Raw genomic sequence first — 15873 nt, 5'->3', positions numbered from 1 at the left:
CAAGCCCCCAGATCATGGAAAGCTTGAATCACATAGCCCCGCTCGTGGGAATCCTTATTGAGTACGGACCCTAGCGAGCGGCGAACGACGCACCATCGAGTTTCAGCTTCAGGCCCACCGAGACAATCGTTGCGTTCAGACTCGACGTCGCAGAGAACGGCAGGCCGAGAAAGCGAGGATCCCCCGGACCGATCGCAATCGCCCCGCTTCCAAGCCCGATCGACTGCGTGACGGCGAGATCGAACGCCATCCGCTCACTGTAGCGATAGGCAAGGCCCGCCGACAGAATCATCTGGTTCGGTTCCGGCATCCGCACATCGCGACTCATATCGTTGACGGGAGCGATCTCATATCCGATGCCCGCCCGCGCGGTGTACTGGCTGCTGAGGTCATATTCACCGCCCACGGAGAACAGCCAGCCGTCGCGGTAGCGAAGCGGCAGCGTGGTCAGTTGCACGCCGGTCCCGACACTATAGACCGGAACAACGTTGATGCTGCTCCAGTCCGTCCATTCAACCGTGCCCATTACACGGAAACGATCCGTCAGCTCCTGGCGAACACCAAAGTTGACGAGCTGGGGTGTGCGCAGGGTGGCTTTAGCGGGCATGCTCGTGTCGAACATGCTCAAATCACCCTCCAGGCCTTCGCTAATCGCGGAACGATAGCCAATGCCGATCGAGCCGCCGGTCCATGGCCGTAGCTGCATCCCGAGATTGAACCCTACCCCCATGCTATCACCTTTCAGGGTGGCGCTGGGAGAGCCCGGAAGGGGACCTGTCGCCTGCGAGAGGTTCGCCCGGAAATACTGGGCCTGGACACCGGCGCCGATCGACAGCATGTCGTTGACCCGATAGGACAACATCGGGTTGACGTTGACCGAGAAAATATCGGAGTTACGTCCGTAGATCTGTCCGGCCCAGTTGTCTGGTGTCCTCGTCGCAAGCCCGAACGGGCTTGAGATGGAAAGCCCGAAAGTCATGCGGTCGTTGATCGGCAGCGCAAGATACGAGGCCGGCACCAGCGCGTTCCTGCCGATCCCGACGGAGCCCCCGCCAGCAGGGTCGATATCGACCGACGGGAAAAAGCCATTCAGGACCCCCTCGATCTCGATTGTTTTGATGGCCGACAGCGCCGCAGGATTCCAGTAACTGAACGACAATGCGCTGCCCGCGGCAACGCCGGCAATCCCCGTTCCGAGACCTTCCGCGCTCTGCGTGCGAACGCCAAATGCCCCTGCCTGCGCCTGGGTCGCAAACGCAAGGCAGACTGCCGTCAGCGCGCTCCGGCATACATACGACGTTATCGGTCTCAGATTCAAAGTCCCCCCCCAACCGGTTACTCTAATCTGCCGCCATCTTTCCCAGAAAGTTGGAAATAAATAATTAATAAAAAATTAGGGCACAGTCGCCCATGCCCCCACGAGGCGGGGGTAGAAAACGCAATGGTCGTCGGAGGCAGCCTCCTCAAGGAGCCGCTGGCGCAGCGAATCGATCCCCACAATTTCCTCGGTCGCTATTCCCAGCTTCACAACCACCGGCAGCAAGCTGCGCACGGATTCGACCAGGAAGTCGATCCCCGCCTCGTCATTGGCCGCTGTGATCCTGGTGAGCCCGACCATCTGCGGGGTCAAGCCTGCGGCGCGGAAAGCACTGAACAGCGCCACCCCCATATCGAGCTGACGCCCCATCCGGCGATAAACCTCACCGATCCAGCCGATGCATTGCTGGGGAAGCGTCAACGGCGGGTAGACCGCTGCCGTACTCAGATCGAATTAAATGAACGACATGATCGCTCCCGCCTGCAACCGGCTGCGCAGCCCGCTCAGCGCCTCGGCCGGATTTGCAAGATGGACAAGGATGAAACGGCCGATTACCGCATCGAATCGGGAGCAATCCTCAAGGCTTTCGAGAGTCCCTTGCGAAAAGCTCGCCCATGTCTTGCCATGGGCGTCGAGTCGCGCCTGCGCGATCGCCAGCGCCTCGGCGGCCGGATCGATCCCCTGTATGGCCCCCTCCCCGGAAACAAGGTCTGCCGCAATCAGGGAAACGTCGCCAACGCCACAACCGATATCGAGAACCTGCATTCCCTTTCTCAGCCCGGCGCACACGAGAAGATCACGCGTCAGATCAGAGAATAGCGCGCCCTGGCGGGCAAGCCTTTCGAGTTCTCGTTCGGAATGACCCAGCACATAGTCTGCACGGGTCTTCCCATCCTGATGTTCGACCGCTGCGGCGCCGGCTTCGGGGGGAGTTGCCGAATAACTCACAAATGTCTCCTAAATCTTTAACATCCTTACACCTTGTCCTGCCTAAGCTGGACACAGAGGTAAGGCGATGTTGTCGCGCAAGATCGATACGTCACAGGGGCGGATGGATTTCCTGGAAAGTCCAGGGAACGGCACGCCTGTCGTATTTTTACATGGAAACTCGACCTGTCGTGACGTATTTCGGCATCAGTTCGAAACAACATTGGCGACGACACAGCATCTTGTCGCGATCGATCTGCTCGGGCACGGGCAATCTGATGACGCGCGGGAGCCCCAACAGGCTTACACGGTTCCTGGTTATGCCGCCACGCTGATCGAGGCCCTGCGCTCATTGGATATCACGCGCGCGGTGCTCGTCGGCTGGTCGCTGGGTGGACATATCAGCCTCGAAATGATCGGCCAGGGTTTTGACGCCGCCGGCGTCATGCTTATCGGAGCACCGCCAATCAAGCCGGGCATTCTGGGGATGGTCCGCGGCTTTCAGACCCAGCTTGATCTGTTGCTCGCAACCAAACGCGTACTGACTGCGCACGAGATCAACCGGTTCGCGCGCGCCTGCGTCGGGGAAAAGCACGCCGCGCAATTCCACGATGCAATCGCCCGCACCGACCGTCGCGCACGCCCGATCCTGGGGCGTGGATTGATGGCCGGGCTCGGCGTCGATCAACGCTGGATCGTCGAGAACCTGTCGACACCGATTGCCGTCGTCAACGGTTCTGAAGAGCCGTTTGTACGTCTCGGCCACGTCGCAGGTATCGCCTACGAAACGCTCTGGGATCACCGCTGCCATATCATCGACGGCGTCGGCCACGCGCCCTTCCTCGAAGCGCCCGAGCGGTTCAATCCATTGCTGTTCCGCTTTCTTGATGACATCAATTCCAGCCGTATCGACACTCCAACGCGGCCACAAATCCGAACGGTCGCTTGAGCGCGGCACGCAGGGGGCTTCTGCCGACGGACGCCACGCGTCGTTAAGGCGATGCTCGGCACGTCGTCGATATATGTCAAGGGATAGATCGAGGATTTACACAGCGTCCCTCGCGTCGCGTCCTATGGATGCGGCTCGTTCGGTGGCCGATCCAGCTTCGGACGATCGAGCCTCGGACGTCCATGATCCCCCTCCGACGGGAACCGCCGCCTCCGGGAAAGCGTGGAACAAGATCACCTCTGGACAGTTTTTCACCGCAACAGAGGAGAGCAGCATGAACAGTATGAGCCCTATGGCGGACTGGGATGATCGGATCAAAGGAAATTGGATGCAGTTCAAAGGCAAGGTCAAAGAGCAGTGGGGCAAGCTGACTGACGACGACTTCGCTGAAATCGACGGCAAGCGCGAAATGCTCGAAGGGAAGCTGCAAAAGCTGTATGGATATCATGAAATGCAATCAAAAAAGGCCGTCGACGATTGGATGAAGGCGGAGTTTGAAACACGCTAAACTGGAATTGCCCCGCTCCGGCGGGGCATTTATTTTATCCGCCCGCATCCGGTGCAACGTCTTTCTCGCGTCGCGCGATGGATTGTAAACCGGCCGCCTGCGACGACACCGTCGCGCAAGTACGCCTTGCGCAGGACCTCGCCCGCTGGACCAGCGCGGACGATGACGACATCGTGATCGGAACTAATTATCTCCCGATCCGGTCGGCGGAGCCGGATAGACAACAACGTCGTCGGGTCGAACGACCGCTCCCTGTGTCAGGTGAGCAGGCTCCGGACGATCCTGACCCATGATGTGAAAAACCGTTTCCCCACGGGCGATCAGATAATCTGTGACGATCCGACGATGGCAGCGCCACCACACAGCCTCGGAACACATGATCGCACAGCGGCGCTCACGCCCTTCATGAAGCAGTTCCTCCAAACCATGATGGAATTCGGCTGACAGCGCATAGTCAGCGTAGTTGTGAAAGCTTTTGTTGGTCCAAAAACCGTTGACGTCTGGAGGCACGGTCCGCGCTCGTCCACGAAGACCGCCCAAAGCCGCGATATGTCCGTACGAAATCTGGACGGCCGCCAAGGCCTCGGCGAGCGCATCCTTATTGAATTGCGGATTGGCTCTGGACATCGGGATTTTCCTGATGTCAACGACGCGTTCAACCTGCGGCCCGCTCAGCAGTTCGACAAACGTCTCGAGACTCCGGTTGGAATGGCCGATGGTGAAGAACGGCAGCTTCACGTGTCGGCTTCACGCATAGTCGAGGACGCTGCCCTTGTGGGCTGCGATATGGTCGGTCTTGTCGCTCTTGATTTCGTATTGAGGGTCCCCTTCGGAGGCGTGGCGAGTGTGACCTTTGTAATCAAAGTCGCTGGTATGAATGGCGATGATCGTGCCTGATACCCGGCCAGCCTCGGAATTCCAGGTCACGTGATCGCCGATCTCGAATTTCTTCGTCATCTCACGAATCCTTTCTCCCGGAAGCACGTCTTTCTTCCTCGACATTCTGATCCAACAGCCCAGGCCTGCGACCAGATCCGATCGGCGGCATGATAGATGCCTGGGAAGCACCTTTTACCGCACCAGCCGGACGGCAAGAGCCATCCAGTCACGCAATAGCCCTTGGTCTTCCTTGGAAAATCGCGCACGGTGCTTCAGATCGTCCAGCGTGTCATCGGGATGGCAGCGCTCATAATTCTCGCGTATGAGCGATTCATACTTCTCCCGCAATTCGGAGTCGGCCGGTTCTATTGTCGTCCTGAGACCATCCTCTGACATGAATAATGGCGAATTCTCATTCATGTTCCGTCTCTTTTTTCAAAGACCCGATGCCCAGTTACCCATGACCTGACGGCGAGCGCGTGAGAGGGGCACCTTCCACCTCAAGCTTGCTGGGGGCGTCGGCGAGCGCCGCGGAAGATACGGCCTCCGGCGTGACGGCGTCGAGGAATGTAGCTGACGGCACGAAGAAGAGCGAGCCTGTGACCGCGCGGCTGAAATCGAGCAGATGATCGTAATTGCCGGGCGGATTGCCGATGAACATGTTCTCCAGCATCTTTTCGATGCGTCGCGGCGACCGCGCATAGCCTATAAAATAGGTGCCGAATTCACCCTTGCCGACGTCGCCAAAGGCCATGTTGTCGCGCACGATCTGAAGCTGCTCGCCGTTCTCCTCGATCGAGGTGAGGACATTGTGCGCATAGGGTTTCTTCACGTACTCACGTTGCTCAATGTCGGACAGCTTGTGGCGGCCGATGATGTTTTCCTGCTCCTCGATGGGCAACGCATTCCATCCCTGCAGGTCATGAATATATTTCTGGACAATGACGTAGCTGCCGCCGGTAAAGGCACCGTCCTCTTCGCCTATGAGCGTCGCATCGATCGCCGCTTGTCCGCTCGGGCTCTCTGTCCCATCGACAAAGCCAATCAGGTCGCGATCGTCGAAGTAGGTGAACCCGTGAACCTCATCGACGGTCGATACGGCACCGCGGAGACGTGACATGATCTGCGACGCCAACTCGAAACAAAGATCCATGCGCCTTGCGCGGATATGAAAGAGAATGTCGCCGGGAGTTGCAACGGCGTGATGTTGGCCGCGTATCTCGCGGAAAGGATGCAGATCCTGCGGCTTCGGCAAACCGAAAAGCCGGTCCCATGCGGCCGCACCGAACCCCATGACGCACAGCAGGTCGCCCTCGAGATCACGGAAGCCGACTGCGCGCAATAGCGAGGACAGATCGCCACACAAGCCTCGCACTGTTGCTTCATTGTCCTTCCCGGCGTTGATGGTGACGACAAGAAAAATGGCGGCCCGCGTGAGTTTGGCGAAGACCGGCTGTGATACGATAGTTGACACCTTACACTCCTTGCTGAACCTGCCCGGCGCTTTCCGCTGAAGCCATCATACACCCCTCGAACATCGACAGCCCCGCTCGTTCGCCGATGCGCGAGGTTAACATCGTATCCGCATTTGGCTCACGTCAAGTTGCAAGGCTTTGCGTCGAACCCTCGCCCACACCCGAAGAAGTCGCTCGCGGCCTTTAGTTTTCCCGGGTTGCCGCCGCTCGAGCGCTCTTTGCGTCGAGACGCTGCTGCAATCGATGGAGATCGATGACCATGCGCTGATGCGTGCCTTTTCCGATCTCCTCGATTCCGTCATGCGCGGTCACGTCGAAAACAATGTGTTGCCCGTCGACCTTCGTGACGACGGCGGTCGCGACAACGCGCAATCCAACCGGGGTCGCGGCAAGATGGCGAACATCGATCGCCGTGCCGACCGCTCGTTCCCCTGGTTCCAGGTAGTCGGCAATGGCACTCAGCGCTGCATTCTCCATCGCCAGAATCATGACCGGCGTCGCGAGTACATGCGGAAGCGTCGGGTTCTTGACCTGGCTCGCCAGATGCTCCGGTTTCACGTCAAGCGTGAAGCTTCCTGTTATTCCGAGCGGTATGGTGGTCATTGCTTACGTCGCATGTTCGTTTGCATCAGACGCAACCCACAACACTGTACTAAATGGCGCATCGGTGAAGATGACGCTGGGTACCGCTATGTCATTGCGGAGCCTTTTTTTCAAGGACGATCCCAAGTCCGCGTCATTTCCGATCTTGAGGCAGGTGCTCGCTCTGGCCAAACGGCGGGGACAGTGGAAACGGTCTGGCTTTGCTTGGCTTATCGCACCTGAACGACGGGGTTACGATCATCCAAAAGCGACAATCACGCCGCTTGCACGGGAGCCGTTGCCGTCGCCGGGACGACCACCAGGAGTGGGGCGACCCGAACTCCGGAAAATCTGGTTGGAGATCGCGACGGGACGACCAGCGAGGATGCTATGCTGGCGGCTGGTAATACGGAGGCGCCGCCTCGTCGCTCAACAGGGAGCATGCAAGTCCGCACGTGCGCGCCTGCGGTCCACCACAATCAGGGCCTGCTACATGCCGTAGAGAATCTTCAGAGTCCCGCTGGCGCGCAGCGCGATCACGATGCCGTCTGCTGGCAGATAGATCTTTTCAAGCTGCGCGGAGGACAGGTGCCCTTCCATACGGAAGCCATCCTTCAGAGACCGGGTAAGCCTGGAATTGGCGGCATTCAGCAAATTCTCGTAGGCAATGCCGTAGTCGACACTGACCTTCGATCCAAGCTCAGCCGTAATCGGCGCGATCAACGGAGCGAGCGCGTCGTCGTCCGAGATCACCGCGAGATCGGAAAAGCGAACGGCATGACCGTCCGCATCGACCTGAATTCCGCCGGTGAGATAAATCCATTTACCATCGGCCGGATCCGTCTCGGAAGCTTTCGCTATGCGCAAACCAAGCACCAGCTTGCCGGATGACGGGTAGACGTCGATGTCACGGACTGAGACGCCTTGCACCGCCGGCATCGCCGCGACCGCCTGCTTCAGCCTGTCCCTTATCGTGTCGTAGCCGATCTTGACCGGAAGAATGACGTCGAACGTGCCAGGTTCATCGACGTCGTGGCCCAGGGGCGGCAGCGGCGTGGCCGTGACTGGCGACGGAGGCTGGCCGACAACGGTCGTCGCAGCGCCGGTCAGTTCGAGCGATCCCCGCAAGACCTTTGCATCGGCACGGACACCGGCGAAAGCGGCGTTCTGCGGCGCGAGTTGCAGCCATATGGCGGGTTGATCGGAAAGCTGGATCGGCTCGAATGCGTGCCGCCAGGCGACTGCCGCCTTGTCGCGGAGATTGAGGCGGCCCGCAGCCGCTCGTGCGCGCGACCTGACGATACGAAGCTGAGCCTGGATGCGAGGTTCGGCGTACTTCGCCAGCGGGATCTCACGACCCATCACATGAAGCACGGGTGGCTCGCTCCAGCGAAAGCCGTCGCCGACGTTCAGGTCGAGCGACCAGTCGCGACCGAGCCGAGGATGCGCCTCGGCCTCGATCGTCGCGCTGGCCTCTGTCTCTCCATGAATGCGCGAGGTGATCCTGTTCGCGCCTTGCCCTTCGATCACGCCATGGATCGGGACCGAACCATAGATGTGGTCGCCGCGACCATACAGCGAGACCGACCCTGACCGCTCGACATAGCCCCAGACGTCGCAATTGGCGTTGACCCGCAAGAACAGCACGCGCTTGTGCACGCAGCTGATCTTTTCGTTGACGCTCGCGAGACGGCGGGGAATGTCTCTTTCGATGTCGGCGGCGAGCGTACGCAGATCAAATTCGATACTCGCCGAGATGCGGGAATCCGTGCTGAACGGCATCATGGTGTCGGGAACCAGCGGCGGTTTCTCGGCAGCCGACGCCGCACAAGTCGATCCAATGAGAACGACGGCAGCGAGCGCTGCGCCGATGCAACGCCGGATCGGATGGCAGTAGATCTTATGGTGCGGTTTCATGACTGGTCTCGATCTTCAGGTCGCGAAATTCATGGGAAACAATCCCCCCGAACAGCGCCGCGACGGGCGGAGAGCACGCCGGGCACGAAGCGCGACGTTAGTCTCTGCCGCTGTCGGGCGGAAACTTCAGCCCGGTCGTCGCAGAAACCGGCTTGCCGCAATCGCTTGGCACAGGCCTGTCCGCGAAGCGATCCATCATCCAGCTGACCGCGGTATCAGCACTGTCCCGCGCGATGAGACCGTGTCCGACGCCTAGAACCCACATCATGGCGACCTTGCCGCCGGCCTCGCATTGCCGCTGGAAGTACGCCCGAGTCACCTCGGGGCGGACGATATTGTCGGCGGTGCCCTGCGCCAGAAAAAGCGGAATCTGCGGCGACAAGGCACCCGGCGTATTGCGGACGGCCAGCGAGCGCCATGGCTCGACGGTAGCAATGCTGGGGACCGAGAGGAAGGTCTGCTCAAGCGGCTTTTCGGTCCGCCGCCGCTCCAGGAGGTCGAAGATCGACTCGATGCACTCGGTCGACAGCCGGTCGACAGTCGGCATCGCCTGAGGCAACACGACCTTATCGATCGGCGCTCCATACACACGTGACCATGACCACAGGGTCATTGCCGTCAGGTTCTTGCCACCGGACGTCTTGAAATCGTCGTCCATCAGGGTCACGAGCGATGTCGCCGGCGCCGCCGCGGCGACCCCGACCAGGCGTAACTCCGGAGCATAGGTTTTGGCGATCAGCCCGGTATAGAGCGATGCCTGCCCACCCTGCGAATGTCCCCACACGGCGAAGCGATTACCTTCGCCGACACCGGGCAGATTGCGCGCAGCGCGCACGGAATCGATCACCGCCCGCGCTTCACTGTCGCCGACGAGATAAGGATGCGGGCCAACCGTCCCGAGGCCGGGATAATCGGTCGCCGCAACCACGGCACCCTGCTCGATGAGCCGGCGCAGACCCGCCATCTGCTGGAATGCGAAGATTGCGAGCGACGGCGCGCAACGGGGCACCACGCCGGTGGTCGGATGCGCCCAGGCCACGATCGGCCGGCCACCGGCGGGCGCCGGACCGGGCGGGACCACGATGATGCCGGATACCGCAATCGGCTCGCCGTGCATGCCGGCCGAACGATACAGCACCCGGTAGGCTTGGGCGCCTGCCGGTGCGAACATCATGGGTTCGGAGCGGATCAGGCTGCCGGGCGGTCCGGCAAGCTCCCGAGCGGATGCTTCATAGAATGCGGTTTGCGCCCGTGCCGGCGCCGCCGGACACGATAGCACCGCCGCACCAAGCAGCGCGCCGAACCAGCGGGCCAGTTGCGGCGCGTCAGCGCGGGGTTTCTTTGGAACCTTCATGGTAGCCTCACGCTGGATCAATCGATGGAAGAAGGCGCACGCCCCCGCAACATCGCCGACGTGCCTATCGATAAGCGGGCCCGGCGCCTATCGTCGGATCGGATGCACGCTGTCTGTTCGTCGCTGTCCTGTTCGACATGGCCAGAACATGACCTCGTGGCACGGCCCGCTCAGGCCTGCGGCGTCGTCGCGAAGGCACGCGACGATCGCATCGACATCCGGGATGTAACTGCCGCACAGCTTGAAGACGTCGGGCCGGCATGGATTCTGTCGTTGCATTGTGCCTTGGGCGAATTCGTCCCGCGCCGATTGAGATCATCGCCAACGTGAAAGAAATACTTTTGATCAATCGTGGTAGCATGGTCCAATCTCCCATGACGATTGAATTCAGATGGCAATATTTCAGAGAGGGAGGACGCCCTCACTTGAATAGGGTATTTGACAGGCTCAGATCACTTCATATGCAAAAAGGGTCGCCACCAACGTGATTCCGATCAGGCCGCAAAAGAAAATCATGTCGGCGATCTGTTCGATCCAAACGCTAAGTTCAGCGCGGTTGGACCAGCGGATCGAAAGATAAGACGTCAGGGCGCTGGCAAGGAACGTCACTGCCGCGATCGCCGCATATTCATCGACATCCGACGGCCCGTACTTCGCTTCCGCGAGCTTGACCAGTCCGATCAAGGTCGTACATACGCCGATCATCGTGCCGGACACCGGCAGGATGTGTGAAGCCAGGCTGTCGGCTCGCGCGCGAATCCCTATTCGTTCGGACATCGAATTCAGCTCGATTCTGCATGGTCCATGGAGCGAGAGCCGCGCGATCGGAACATCAATCGCGCGGCCGCGAATGCGTTGCCTATTGCCAGCCGCCGCCAGGGAGCCGGCCGTGATACGGCGTGTTGCGGCAATGACCCCATGGACCTCGCCAGTAGCCGGGAGGGCAGCGGTTCGCCATCCTGCGTGGGCCGTAATAGCCGCCCGGATAGGGGCCGTTGCCGAACCAGTGGCAGGCGCCGCCCGGTCCACGGTATCGGTCAGCACCGCAGCCGTCTCGCGCGGCTGCAGGCGGTGCGGCGGTGAGTGCGGCCGCGATGATGACCGCCATCATCGCCGCGGCACGGAAGAAGGTTTTGGACATAGAAGTTCTCTCCCTTGTTTCAACTAAGGACCGTCTAAAATCCCGAGATCGTGCGCTGGCGGTGCGCGCCGAGCACATCCCGTTCATCCCCCGATGCCGAGAGGTTCGGCCCATCGATGGAAATCTTGATTGCGGCAGCCGTAGCCGGACGCACCGCAGACCACGACGACGCGATAGACGACGTTGGACATCGAGGGCGCTTTCAAAAGCGAAGGATAATTCCTGTGAACGCAACGGAAGGCTGCACGGCTCGAGGCCGTACAACGGCCAGCTAGCTCCGATAAAGCGACTCGACGTTTTCATGGAGTTTCTGCGCAAGCGGCGAAGCCGCATAGGGATCTGTCACAACCTCGATATAGACGCCGCTCTCGGCCTTGCGCGCGCGATCGAGGGCGTGGTCGAACTCCTCGCAGGTCGTGACGCGCGCCGTAAACCAACCGTCACAACCGAGCGCATGCGGCAGCTCGGCATAGCGCCACCGGGCCAGGTCGTTATAGGTGATCTCCGGACGTTCGCAGAGCAGCCGCTCAATCAGGTAGCCGCCATTGTTGAGCACGAAGACCACGGGCTTCAAGCCCATCCGGCCGAACAGTCCGACTTCCTGTGCGGTCAGCTGATGCGAGCCCTCGCCCGTGAAGAGCACAACGCGCCGGTCAGGCGCAGCGGCGGCTGCGCCGACGGCGGCCGGCGTCGCCCAGCCAATCGAGCCCCACAATGTCTGATTGTGGAATACCGCGCCCTTTGGCATCGGCGCGAAACCGAGTCCCATCGATGCAGTCCCCGTCTCGGCCACGACGATGTCGCCCGATCTGAGAAACGCGGCCCAGCGCGGGTAAAGCGCCTTCGCCGTGATCGGCTCGGCGCCGCTGCCCTGCTTTTTGTCAAAAGATCGAGCCCGAATTCTCGGCCAGTCACGCCAGGCCAGCTTGCTTGCCAACGCCTTGAGCACATCGCGAATCCCGACATTCGCGTAGGTCTTTCCGCCGACATGCACATGATGATGACCGATGGCAGCAGTTTTGTCCAGATCGAGGCGAGCCGTGAAAGCGCCGGTATTGAAATCGGATGCCAGTGCGCCGACCGTCAGAACGACATCCCGGCTCTCCACGAAGGCCCGCACCTCTTCGCTCATGATCGCGCCATCATACATCCCGACGAAGAGTGGCTGCTGCTCGTCGAGCACCGCCTTGTCCATGAACATGGTCGCGAACGGAAGGCCGGCCTTGTCGATAATTTCCTGCATTTCCATTTGAACGCCGTTGCGCGCGACCAGAATGCCGGGCAGCACGCAGGCGGTCCGCGCCTTGTCCAAGAGCGCGGCGATCGCTGTGGTCGCCGCATCCAGCGCCGGCTCATTGCTTGCGGGGGCTGGAATTGCGCCGCTTGAACCGAGCACGGGCTGATTGGCGTAGTCCGCCGGGAACGCCATGTAGACCGGCCTGCGATGGAAAAGCGCTTCGGCGATCAGCCGCTCGGTCTCATAGGCGACGTTTTGAGGCGTCATGACCGCAGAGGCACATACGAGCGGCTCGGTCATGCGGCGAAACAGGTCATACTCGCCATTTCCCAACGTATGATGCACGATGGCTCGCGAGGCCTGGGTCGCCATTCCCGGCATGCCGACCAGATGAAAGATCGGCAGGTGTTCGGCATAAGCGCCGGCTATTCCATTGATCGCGCTGAGTTCGCCGACCCCGTAGGTCGTGCACAGGGCGGCCATTCCTTTGACGCGGGCATAGCCATCTGCTGCATAGGCCGCGTTGAGCTCGTTTGAGCAGCCGATCCAGCGCATGGCTGAATCGTTGCAGATGGCGTCGTTGATGGGAAATGCATAATCGCCGGGAACACCGAAGACGTCGGTGATGCCGATCTCCTTCAGGCGTTCGAGCACATGCCGGATTACAGTAACGGCCATTGCAATCTCCAATCGGACAACTGTCTCAATATCGGCCTCGCGCCGCGCGCTGGACCGGCTTCATCGTGGCGCGGCAAAGGAATTCGCGAAGGACGTTTTCGGCTCAGAGCGAGGACGTCTGGCAAGCGCCCGGGCATAGACAGGCACCGCGAGATTTTCGATCGCCGACTGCTGCTGCGCGCCGAACACGTCGCGTTCATCGGGCGAGCTCGAAATATTTGGCCGGTCGATCGTGATTTTGATGGCGTTGCACGTATCGACGAAGAAGGCGCCAACAACGCGGTCCGGCGGCACGCCGAGAATATGTCCGACATTTTCCCGCGTGAACACGTTCGAACTTAACGCTATCTCGTAGTTCTCGGCCGAGGTGAAGATGATATCGAAAGTCAGCCTGTTGATGCCGGCATCCTTGGAGCGAATCACAACCGCCATGTCGAGCAGCCGATGTTCGCCGACCTGGTGGTCCGAGACCGATACGGGCTGTATGAGCGATAGCGTGCGATCGTCCAAATTACCGGGGTACCCGGTACCGCCGATGTCGAAATACTCGGGACGCGCTGTCCCGGTCCGCGTCCAGTCCGCTCCTTTCGCGTCATAATAGGCGATCGGGAACATGATCTTCTTGATGACATCCTCGTTCTGCAGGAGATGGTAGAGCGTCCACTCGTAGGCGTCGGCCGCGTCAAGCCCGACCAGCGAGCCTGATTTTGGCGTGACGAGACTGGTGATCCGCGCGACCTCGGCGGCATGACGCGCCGCAAGCGAGGCTTCGTCCCGATCGATGGTGCGCACGAGAACCGCGGGAGCCGTCTCGTCTGCGTCGATGATGCGGTAAGTCGCATCCTTCAGCGCCGCTGGAAACTCGGATTCGATCAGATTGATAACTGCCATCTTGATCTTGTCGTAGTTGGCGAAGAACACCGGATCCCGCGTGCCGCTGGGAACGATGGCGCCGAACTGTCCGTTGGGCCTGCGGAAACTGACCAGGTTGGGGGAGAGCGGATAGGCGATATTGCCAGCCGTCGCTTTTCGCCCGGGATAGCCGTAATGAATCAGGTAGTGGGTGAGCAGGCTCGCCAGCAGCACCGCCGCCTCCTCGGACCTCGCGGTGGTCTCGATGATGATGCCGAGTTCGCGCTGACCGGCGGCAACCGGCCTGGACTGGACGCCATTGCGGCCATAGACCAGCACATCGGCCGGCAGCTTTGGCAGATCGGCGGCGTCGATGTGAAGCAGCGACACCTTGCGCGCGCCGAGCCGCCGGGCGCCTTCGAGCTTGATACTCAAGGGCCATGGCTTTCCGGCGCGAACGAACCGGCTATCGCGGATGCCAGCCGTACGTGCATCGGGAGCGAAGAACGTCGTCTTTTCCATCGCCAGAACGCCCTCGGGATAGAACTGAAGCTGCGGATGGCTCTCCTCGTAGAGCGAATGGGCGGCGATGGAATACGAAGTGCAGCGGCGCGCGGGATTGGGAGCGACGAACAGCGCCGAGTTATCGTCGTAGATCTCGGCGACCAGACAGTCCGATGGCGAACCCGGATCGCAAGCCAGGGCGCCGCATTCCAGGACGTGGCCGACATGATAGGCAAGACCGGCATCGATGCCCCGCCGGATCATATCCGAGGCGAACAATGCGACGTCGCACGAGCGCCCGGCGAAAATATATTGCGCACCGCTCCGGAGCGCGGTGACCAGCGGATGGATTCCCATCTGTCCGACGATCGTGCTTTCGCGCAGCGCCTCCTCGTCCAACTCGGGGCCCAGGCCGGTGGAGCGCAGCGCGTCCGCCTTGAGCTCACGGATGACGATTTCGGGATCCAGCTCGGCGCTGATGACGGCGACCTTGGCGTTGACAATTCCAAGCTCGGCGAAAACCTCCTTGGCGACATCGAGCATGTAGTCGAGGTTGCGATCGCCACCGGCCATGCCGCAGCTTCCCAGAATGACAGGAACGCCAAGCCGGTTGCCGGCTTCGGCCATGTGCCGATAATCGAGCTTCACGGCGTCGCGCTCGAAATATTCGGAGCCGGTGCCGAGATAATAGGGGCCGGCGTCCATCGAGCCTGCGTCGGAAATGATCGCGTCGACGCGCCCCTTCAGCGCCAGGTCCAGCGATTCTTTCGGGTATCCGTAGCCGAGCGCGCCACAAGCAGACACCACACGATAAACGAGGTTCGCCATTGCTTCGATCCTTCAACGCCGGTCAATCCAACGACCGTGTTTTCATTGATCGGAAAGAAGCCCGAACTCCGTCGGCCGCACAAATACTGTCTCGCTATACGGCCATATCCGCTTCCAATAGCTGGTGCAGTGGTTCAAAAGTTCGCTTCAGTTCTCCGGCGAGTCCTTCAAGCGAACTTCTGATCCTAAACCATACTAGAGCGGGTTCGCTGATTTCCGATTCAGGACGGGATTCACAAATCGCGCGAATGATGCGAGTCTTTTGTCGTGATAGCGACGGGGGCGAAGCATGGCGCGAGCCTACAGCCAGGATTTGCGTGATCGCGTAATCGACGCCGCGTTGTCTGGCGCGTCTGCACGACAGGCTGCAGCCCGTTTCGGGATTGGCGAGGCCACGGCGATCGTGTGGGTTCGCAGGGCCCGCGAGGCCGGCGACCGTTCGGCGCACAAGCAAGGCCAGCCACGTCGCTCGAAACTCGATCCGCACCGCGGTTATCTTCTCGGGCTGATCGCGGAAACGCCGGACCTGACGATCAGCGAGCTGCTGGAGCGGCTTCTGGCCGAACGCAGCGTATGTGCCAGCCGGGCGACGCTATGGACCTTCCTCGACCGCTGCGGACTGTTTGGTCCCGGCATTTGCTGGAGCGGATTGAAGATGAACGGTTCGGGCAGTGAGGTCCATGCCTTGCAGATGAACTCGTAGGGTGTGAGCCCCTTGAGGGTC

Annotated in this window: 16 protein-coding genes and 2 pseudogenes; 3 read left to right on the top strand and 15 right to left on the bottom strand. The window is 60.7% G+C overall.

The window, feature by feature from the left end; genetic code table 11:
* Window positions 1-70: 70 nt before the first annotated feature.
* The 3 genes from BGO16_RS01940 to BGO16_RS01930 all read right to left on the bottom strand — a co-directional run bounded on the left by BGO16_RS01940 (window position 71) and on the right by BGO16_RS01930 (window position 2266).
* Complete coding sequence (locus BGO16_RS01940) at window positions 71-1318, bottom strand: OmpP1/FadL family transporter (RefSeq protein WP_292616747.1); 1248 nt, start codon at window positions 1316-1318, stop codon at window positions 71-73.
* 75 nt (window positions 1319-1393) lie between these two features.
* Window positions 1394-1738, bottom strand: a complete 345-nt coding sequence (locus tag BGO16_RS01935) for a hypothetical protein (protein ID WP_292616745.1) — start codon at window positions 1736-1738, stop codon at window positions 1394-1396.
* Window positions 1739-1771: 33 nt separating this feature from the next.
* A complete protein-coding gene (locus BGO16_RS01930; protein WP_292616742.1) occupies window positions 1772-2266 on the bottom strand; it encodes a methyltransferase domain-containing protein in 495 nt (164 codons plus the stop codon).
* 67 nt (window positions 2267-2333) lie between these two features.
* Here BGO16_RS01930 and BGO16_RS01925 point away from each other — a divergent pair, with 67 nt between their 5' ends.
* Window positions 2334-3194 carry an alpha/beta hydrolase gene (locus BGO16_RS01925; protein ID WP_292616740.1) on the top strand — a complete coding sequence of 287 codons (861 nt, stop codon included), beginning with the start codon at window positions 2334-2336 and terminating at the stop codon, window positions 3192-3194.
* A gap of 292 nt (window positions 3195-3486) precedes the next feature.
* Entirely contained in the window at window positions 3487-3702 is a 216-nt protein-coding gene (locus BGO16_RS01920; RefSeq protein ID WP_292616749.1) for a CsbD family protein, read from the top strand.
* 183 nt (window positions 3703-3885) lie between these two features.
* Here the strand turns inward: BGO16_RS01920 and BGO16_RS01915 are convergent, their stop codons facing one another.
* The 11 genes from BGO16_RS01915 to BGO16_RS01865 all read right to left on the bottom strand — a co-directional run bounded on the left by BGO16_RS01915 (window position 3886) and on the right by BGO16_RS01865 (window position 15149).
* The gene (locus BGO16_RS01915; RefSeq protein WP_292616738.1) at window positions 3886-4440 is read right to left on the bottom strand and encodes a DUF488 domain-containing protein; all 555 of its coding nucleotides are present in this window, start codon (window positions 4438-4440) and stop codon (window positions 3886-3888) included.
* Window positions 4441-4449: 9 nt separating this feature from the next.
* Window positions 4450-4659 carry a DUF2945 domain-containing protein gene (locus tag BGO16_RS01910; RefSeq protein ID WP_292616736.1) on the bottom strand — a complete coding sequence of 70 codons (210 nt, stop codon included), beginning with the start codon at window positions 4657-4659 and terminating at the stop codon, window positions 4450-4452.
* 114 nt (window positions 4660-4773) lie between these two features.
* Window positions 4774-5001, bottom strand: a complete 228-nt coding sequence (locus BGO16_RS01905; RefSeq protein ID WP_292616733.1) for a hypothetical protein — start codon at window positions 4999-5001, stop codon at window positions 4774-4776.
* A 34-nt stretch (window positions 5002-5035) separates the two neighbouring features.
* Window positions 5036-6055 (bottom strand): Dyp-type peroxidase, encoded by a 1020-nt coding sequence (locus BGO16_RS01900; protein WP_292616730.1) that lies wholly within the window; start codon window positions 6053-6055, stop codon window positions 5036-5038.
* A 184-nt stretch (window positions 6056-6239) separates the two neighbouring features.
* Window positions 6240-6659, bottom strand: coding sequence for a thioesterase family protein (locus BGO16_RS01895; RefSeq protein ID WP_292616728.1), 420 nt, complete (start codon window positions 6657-6659; stop codon window positions 6240-6242).
* 468 nt (window positions 6660-7127) lie between these two features.
* Window positions 7128-8555 carry a DUF4403 family protein gene (locus BGO16_RS01890; RefSeq protein ID WP_292616725.1) on the bottom strand — a complete coding sequence of 476 codons (1428 nt, stop codon included), beginning with the start codon at window positions 8553-8555 and terminating at the stop codon, window positions 7128-7130.
* Between the two features lie 97 nt (window positions 8556-8652).
* Entirely contained in the window at window positions 8653-9909 is a 1257-nt protein-coding gene (locus tag BGO16_RS01885) for a lipase family protein (RefSeq protein ID WP_292616723.1), read from the bottom strand.
* 447 nt (window positions 9910-10356) lie between these two features.
* Window positions 10357-10686 (bottom strand): hypothetical protein, encoded by a 330-nt coding sequence (locus BGO16_RS01880; protein WP_292616721.1) that lies wholly within the window; start codon window positions 10684-10686, stop codon window positions 10357-10359.
* A gap of 82 nt (window positions 10687-10768) precedes the next feature.
* Window positions 10769-11050, bottom strand: a complete 282-nt coding sequence (locus tag BGO16_RS01875; protein ID WP_292616719.1) for a hypothetical protein — start codon at window positions 11048-11050, stop codon at window positions 10769-10771.
* A gap of 271 nt (window positions 11051-11321) precedes the next feature.
* Window positions 11322-12965 (bottom strand): thiamine pyrophosphate-binding protein, encoded by a 1644-nt coding sequence (locus BGO16_RS01870; RefSeq protein ID WP_292616717.1) that lies wholly within the window; start codon window positions 12963-12965, stop codon window positions 11322-11324.
* A gap of 60 nt (window positions 12966-13025) precedes the next feature.
* Complete coding sequence (locus BGO16_RS01865; RefSeq protein ID WP_292616715.1) at window positions 13026-15149, bottom strand: DUF4387 family protein; 2124 nt, start codon at window positions 15147-15149, stop codon at window positions 13026-13028.
* Window positions 15150-15438: 289 nt separating this feature from the next.
* Between BGO16_RS01865 and BGO16_RS01860 the strand changes: the two are divergent.
* Window positions 15439-15621, top strand: a pseudogene (locus BGO16_RS01860) (helix-turn-helix domain-containing protein); the annotation flags it as partial.
* Between the two features lie 146 nt (window positions 15622-15767).
* On the opposite strand, the pseudogene BGO16_RS01855 reads toward BGO16_RS01860, so the two are convergent.
* Window positions 15768-15873, bottom strand: a pseudogene (locus tag BGO16_RS01855) (IS481 family transposase); the annotation flags it as partial.

Origin of the sequence: Nitrobacter sp. 62-23, assembly GCF_001897285.1 — a bacterium.
Classification (GTDB): Bacteria; Pseudomonadota; Alphaproteobacteria; order Rhizobiales; family Xanthobacteraceae; genus Nitrobacter.
This window is presented reverse-complemented; position numbering and strand designations above follow the sequence as displayed.

What these genes read in the sequence shown, in the direction of transcription:
- BGO16_RS01910 (WP_292616736.1), bottom strand. Translation starts at nt 4,659, where the DNA reads ATGACGAAGAAATTCGAGATCGGCGATCACGTGACCTGGAATTCCGAG.
- BGO16_RS01920 (WP_292616749.1), top strand. Translation starts at nt 3,487, where the DNA reads ATGGCGGACTGGGATGATCGGATCAAAGGAAATTGGATGCAGTTCAAA.
- BGO16_RS01875 (WP_292616719.1), bottom strand. Translation starts at nt 11,050, where the DNA reads ATGTCCAAAACCTTCTTCCGTGCCGCGGCGATGATGGCGGTCATCATC.
- BGO16_RS01905 (WP_292616733.1), bottom strand. Translation starts at nt 5,001, where the DNA reads ATGAATGAGAATTCGCCATTATTCATGTCAGAGGATGGTCTCAGGACG.
- BGO16_RS01880 (WP_292616721.1), bottom strand. Translation starts at nt 10,686, where the DNA reads ATGTCCGAACGAATAGGGATTCGCGCGCGAGCCGACAGCCTGGCTTCA.
- BGO16_RS01885 (WP_292616723.1), bottom strand. Translation starts at nt 9,909, where the DNA reads ATGAAGGTTCCAAAGAAACCCCGCGCTGACGCGCCGCAACTGGCCCGC.
- BGO16_RS01870 (WP_292616717.1), bottom strand. Translation starts at nt 12,965, where the DNA reads ATGGCCGTTACTGTAATCCGGCATGTGCTCGAACGCCTGAAGGAGATC.
- BGO16_RS01925 (WP_292616740.1), top strand. Translation starts at nt 2,334, where the DNA reads ATGTTGTCGCGCAAGATCGATACGTCACAGGGGCGGATGGATTTCCTG.
- BGO16_RS01895 (WP_292616728.1), bottom strand. Translation starts at nt 6,659, where the DNA reads ATGACCACCATACCGCTCGGAATAACAGGAAGCTTCACGCTTGACGTG.
- BGO16_RS01865 (WP_292616715.1), bottom strand. Translation starts at nt 15,149, where the DNA reads ATGGCGAACCTCGTTTATCGTGTGGTGTCTGCTTGTGGCGCGCTCGGC.
- BGO16_RS01890 (WP_292616725.1), bottom strand. Translation starts at nt 8,555, where the DNA reads ATGAAACCGCACCATAAGATCTACTGCCATCCGATCCGGCGTTGCATC.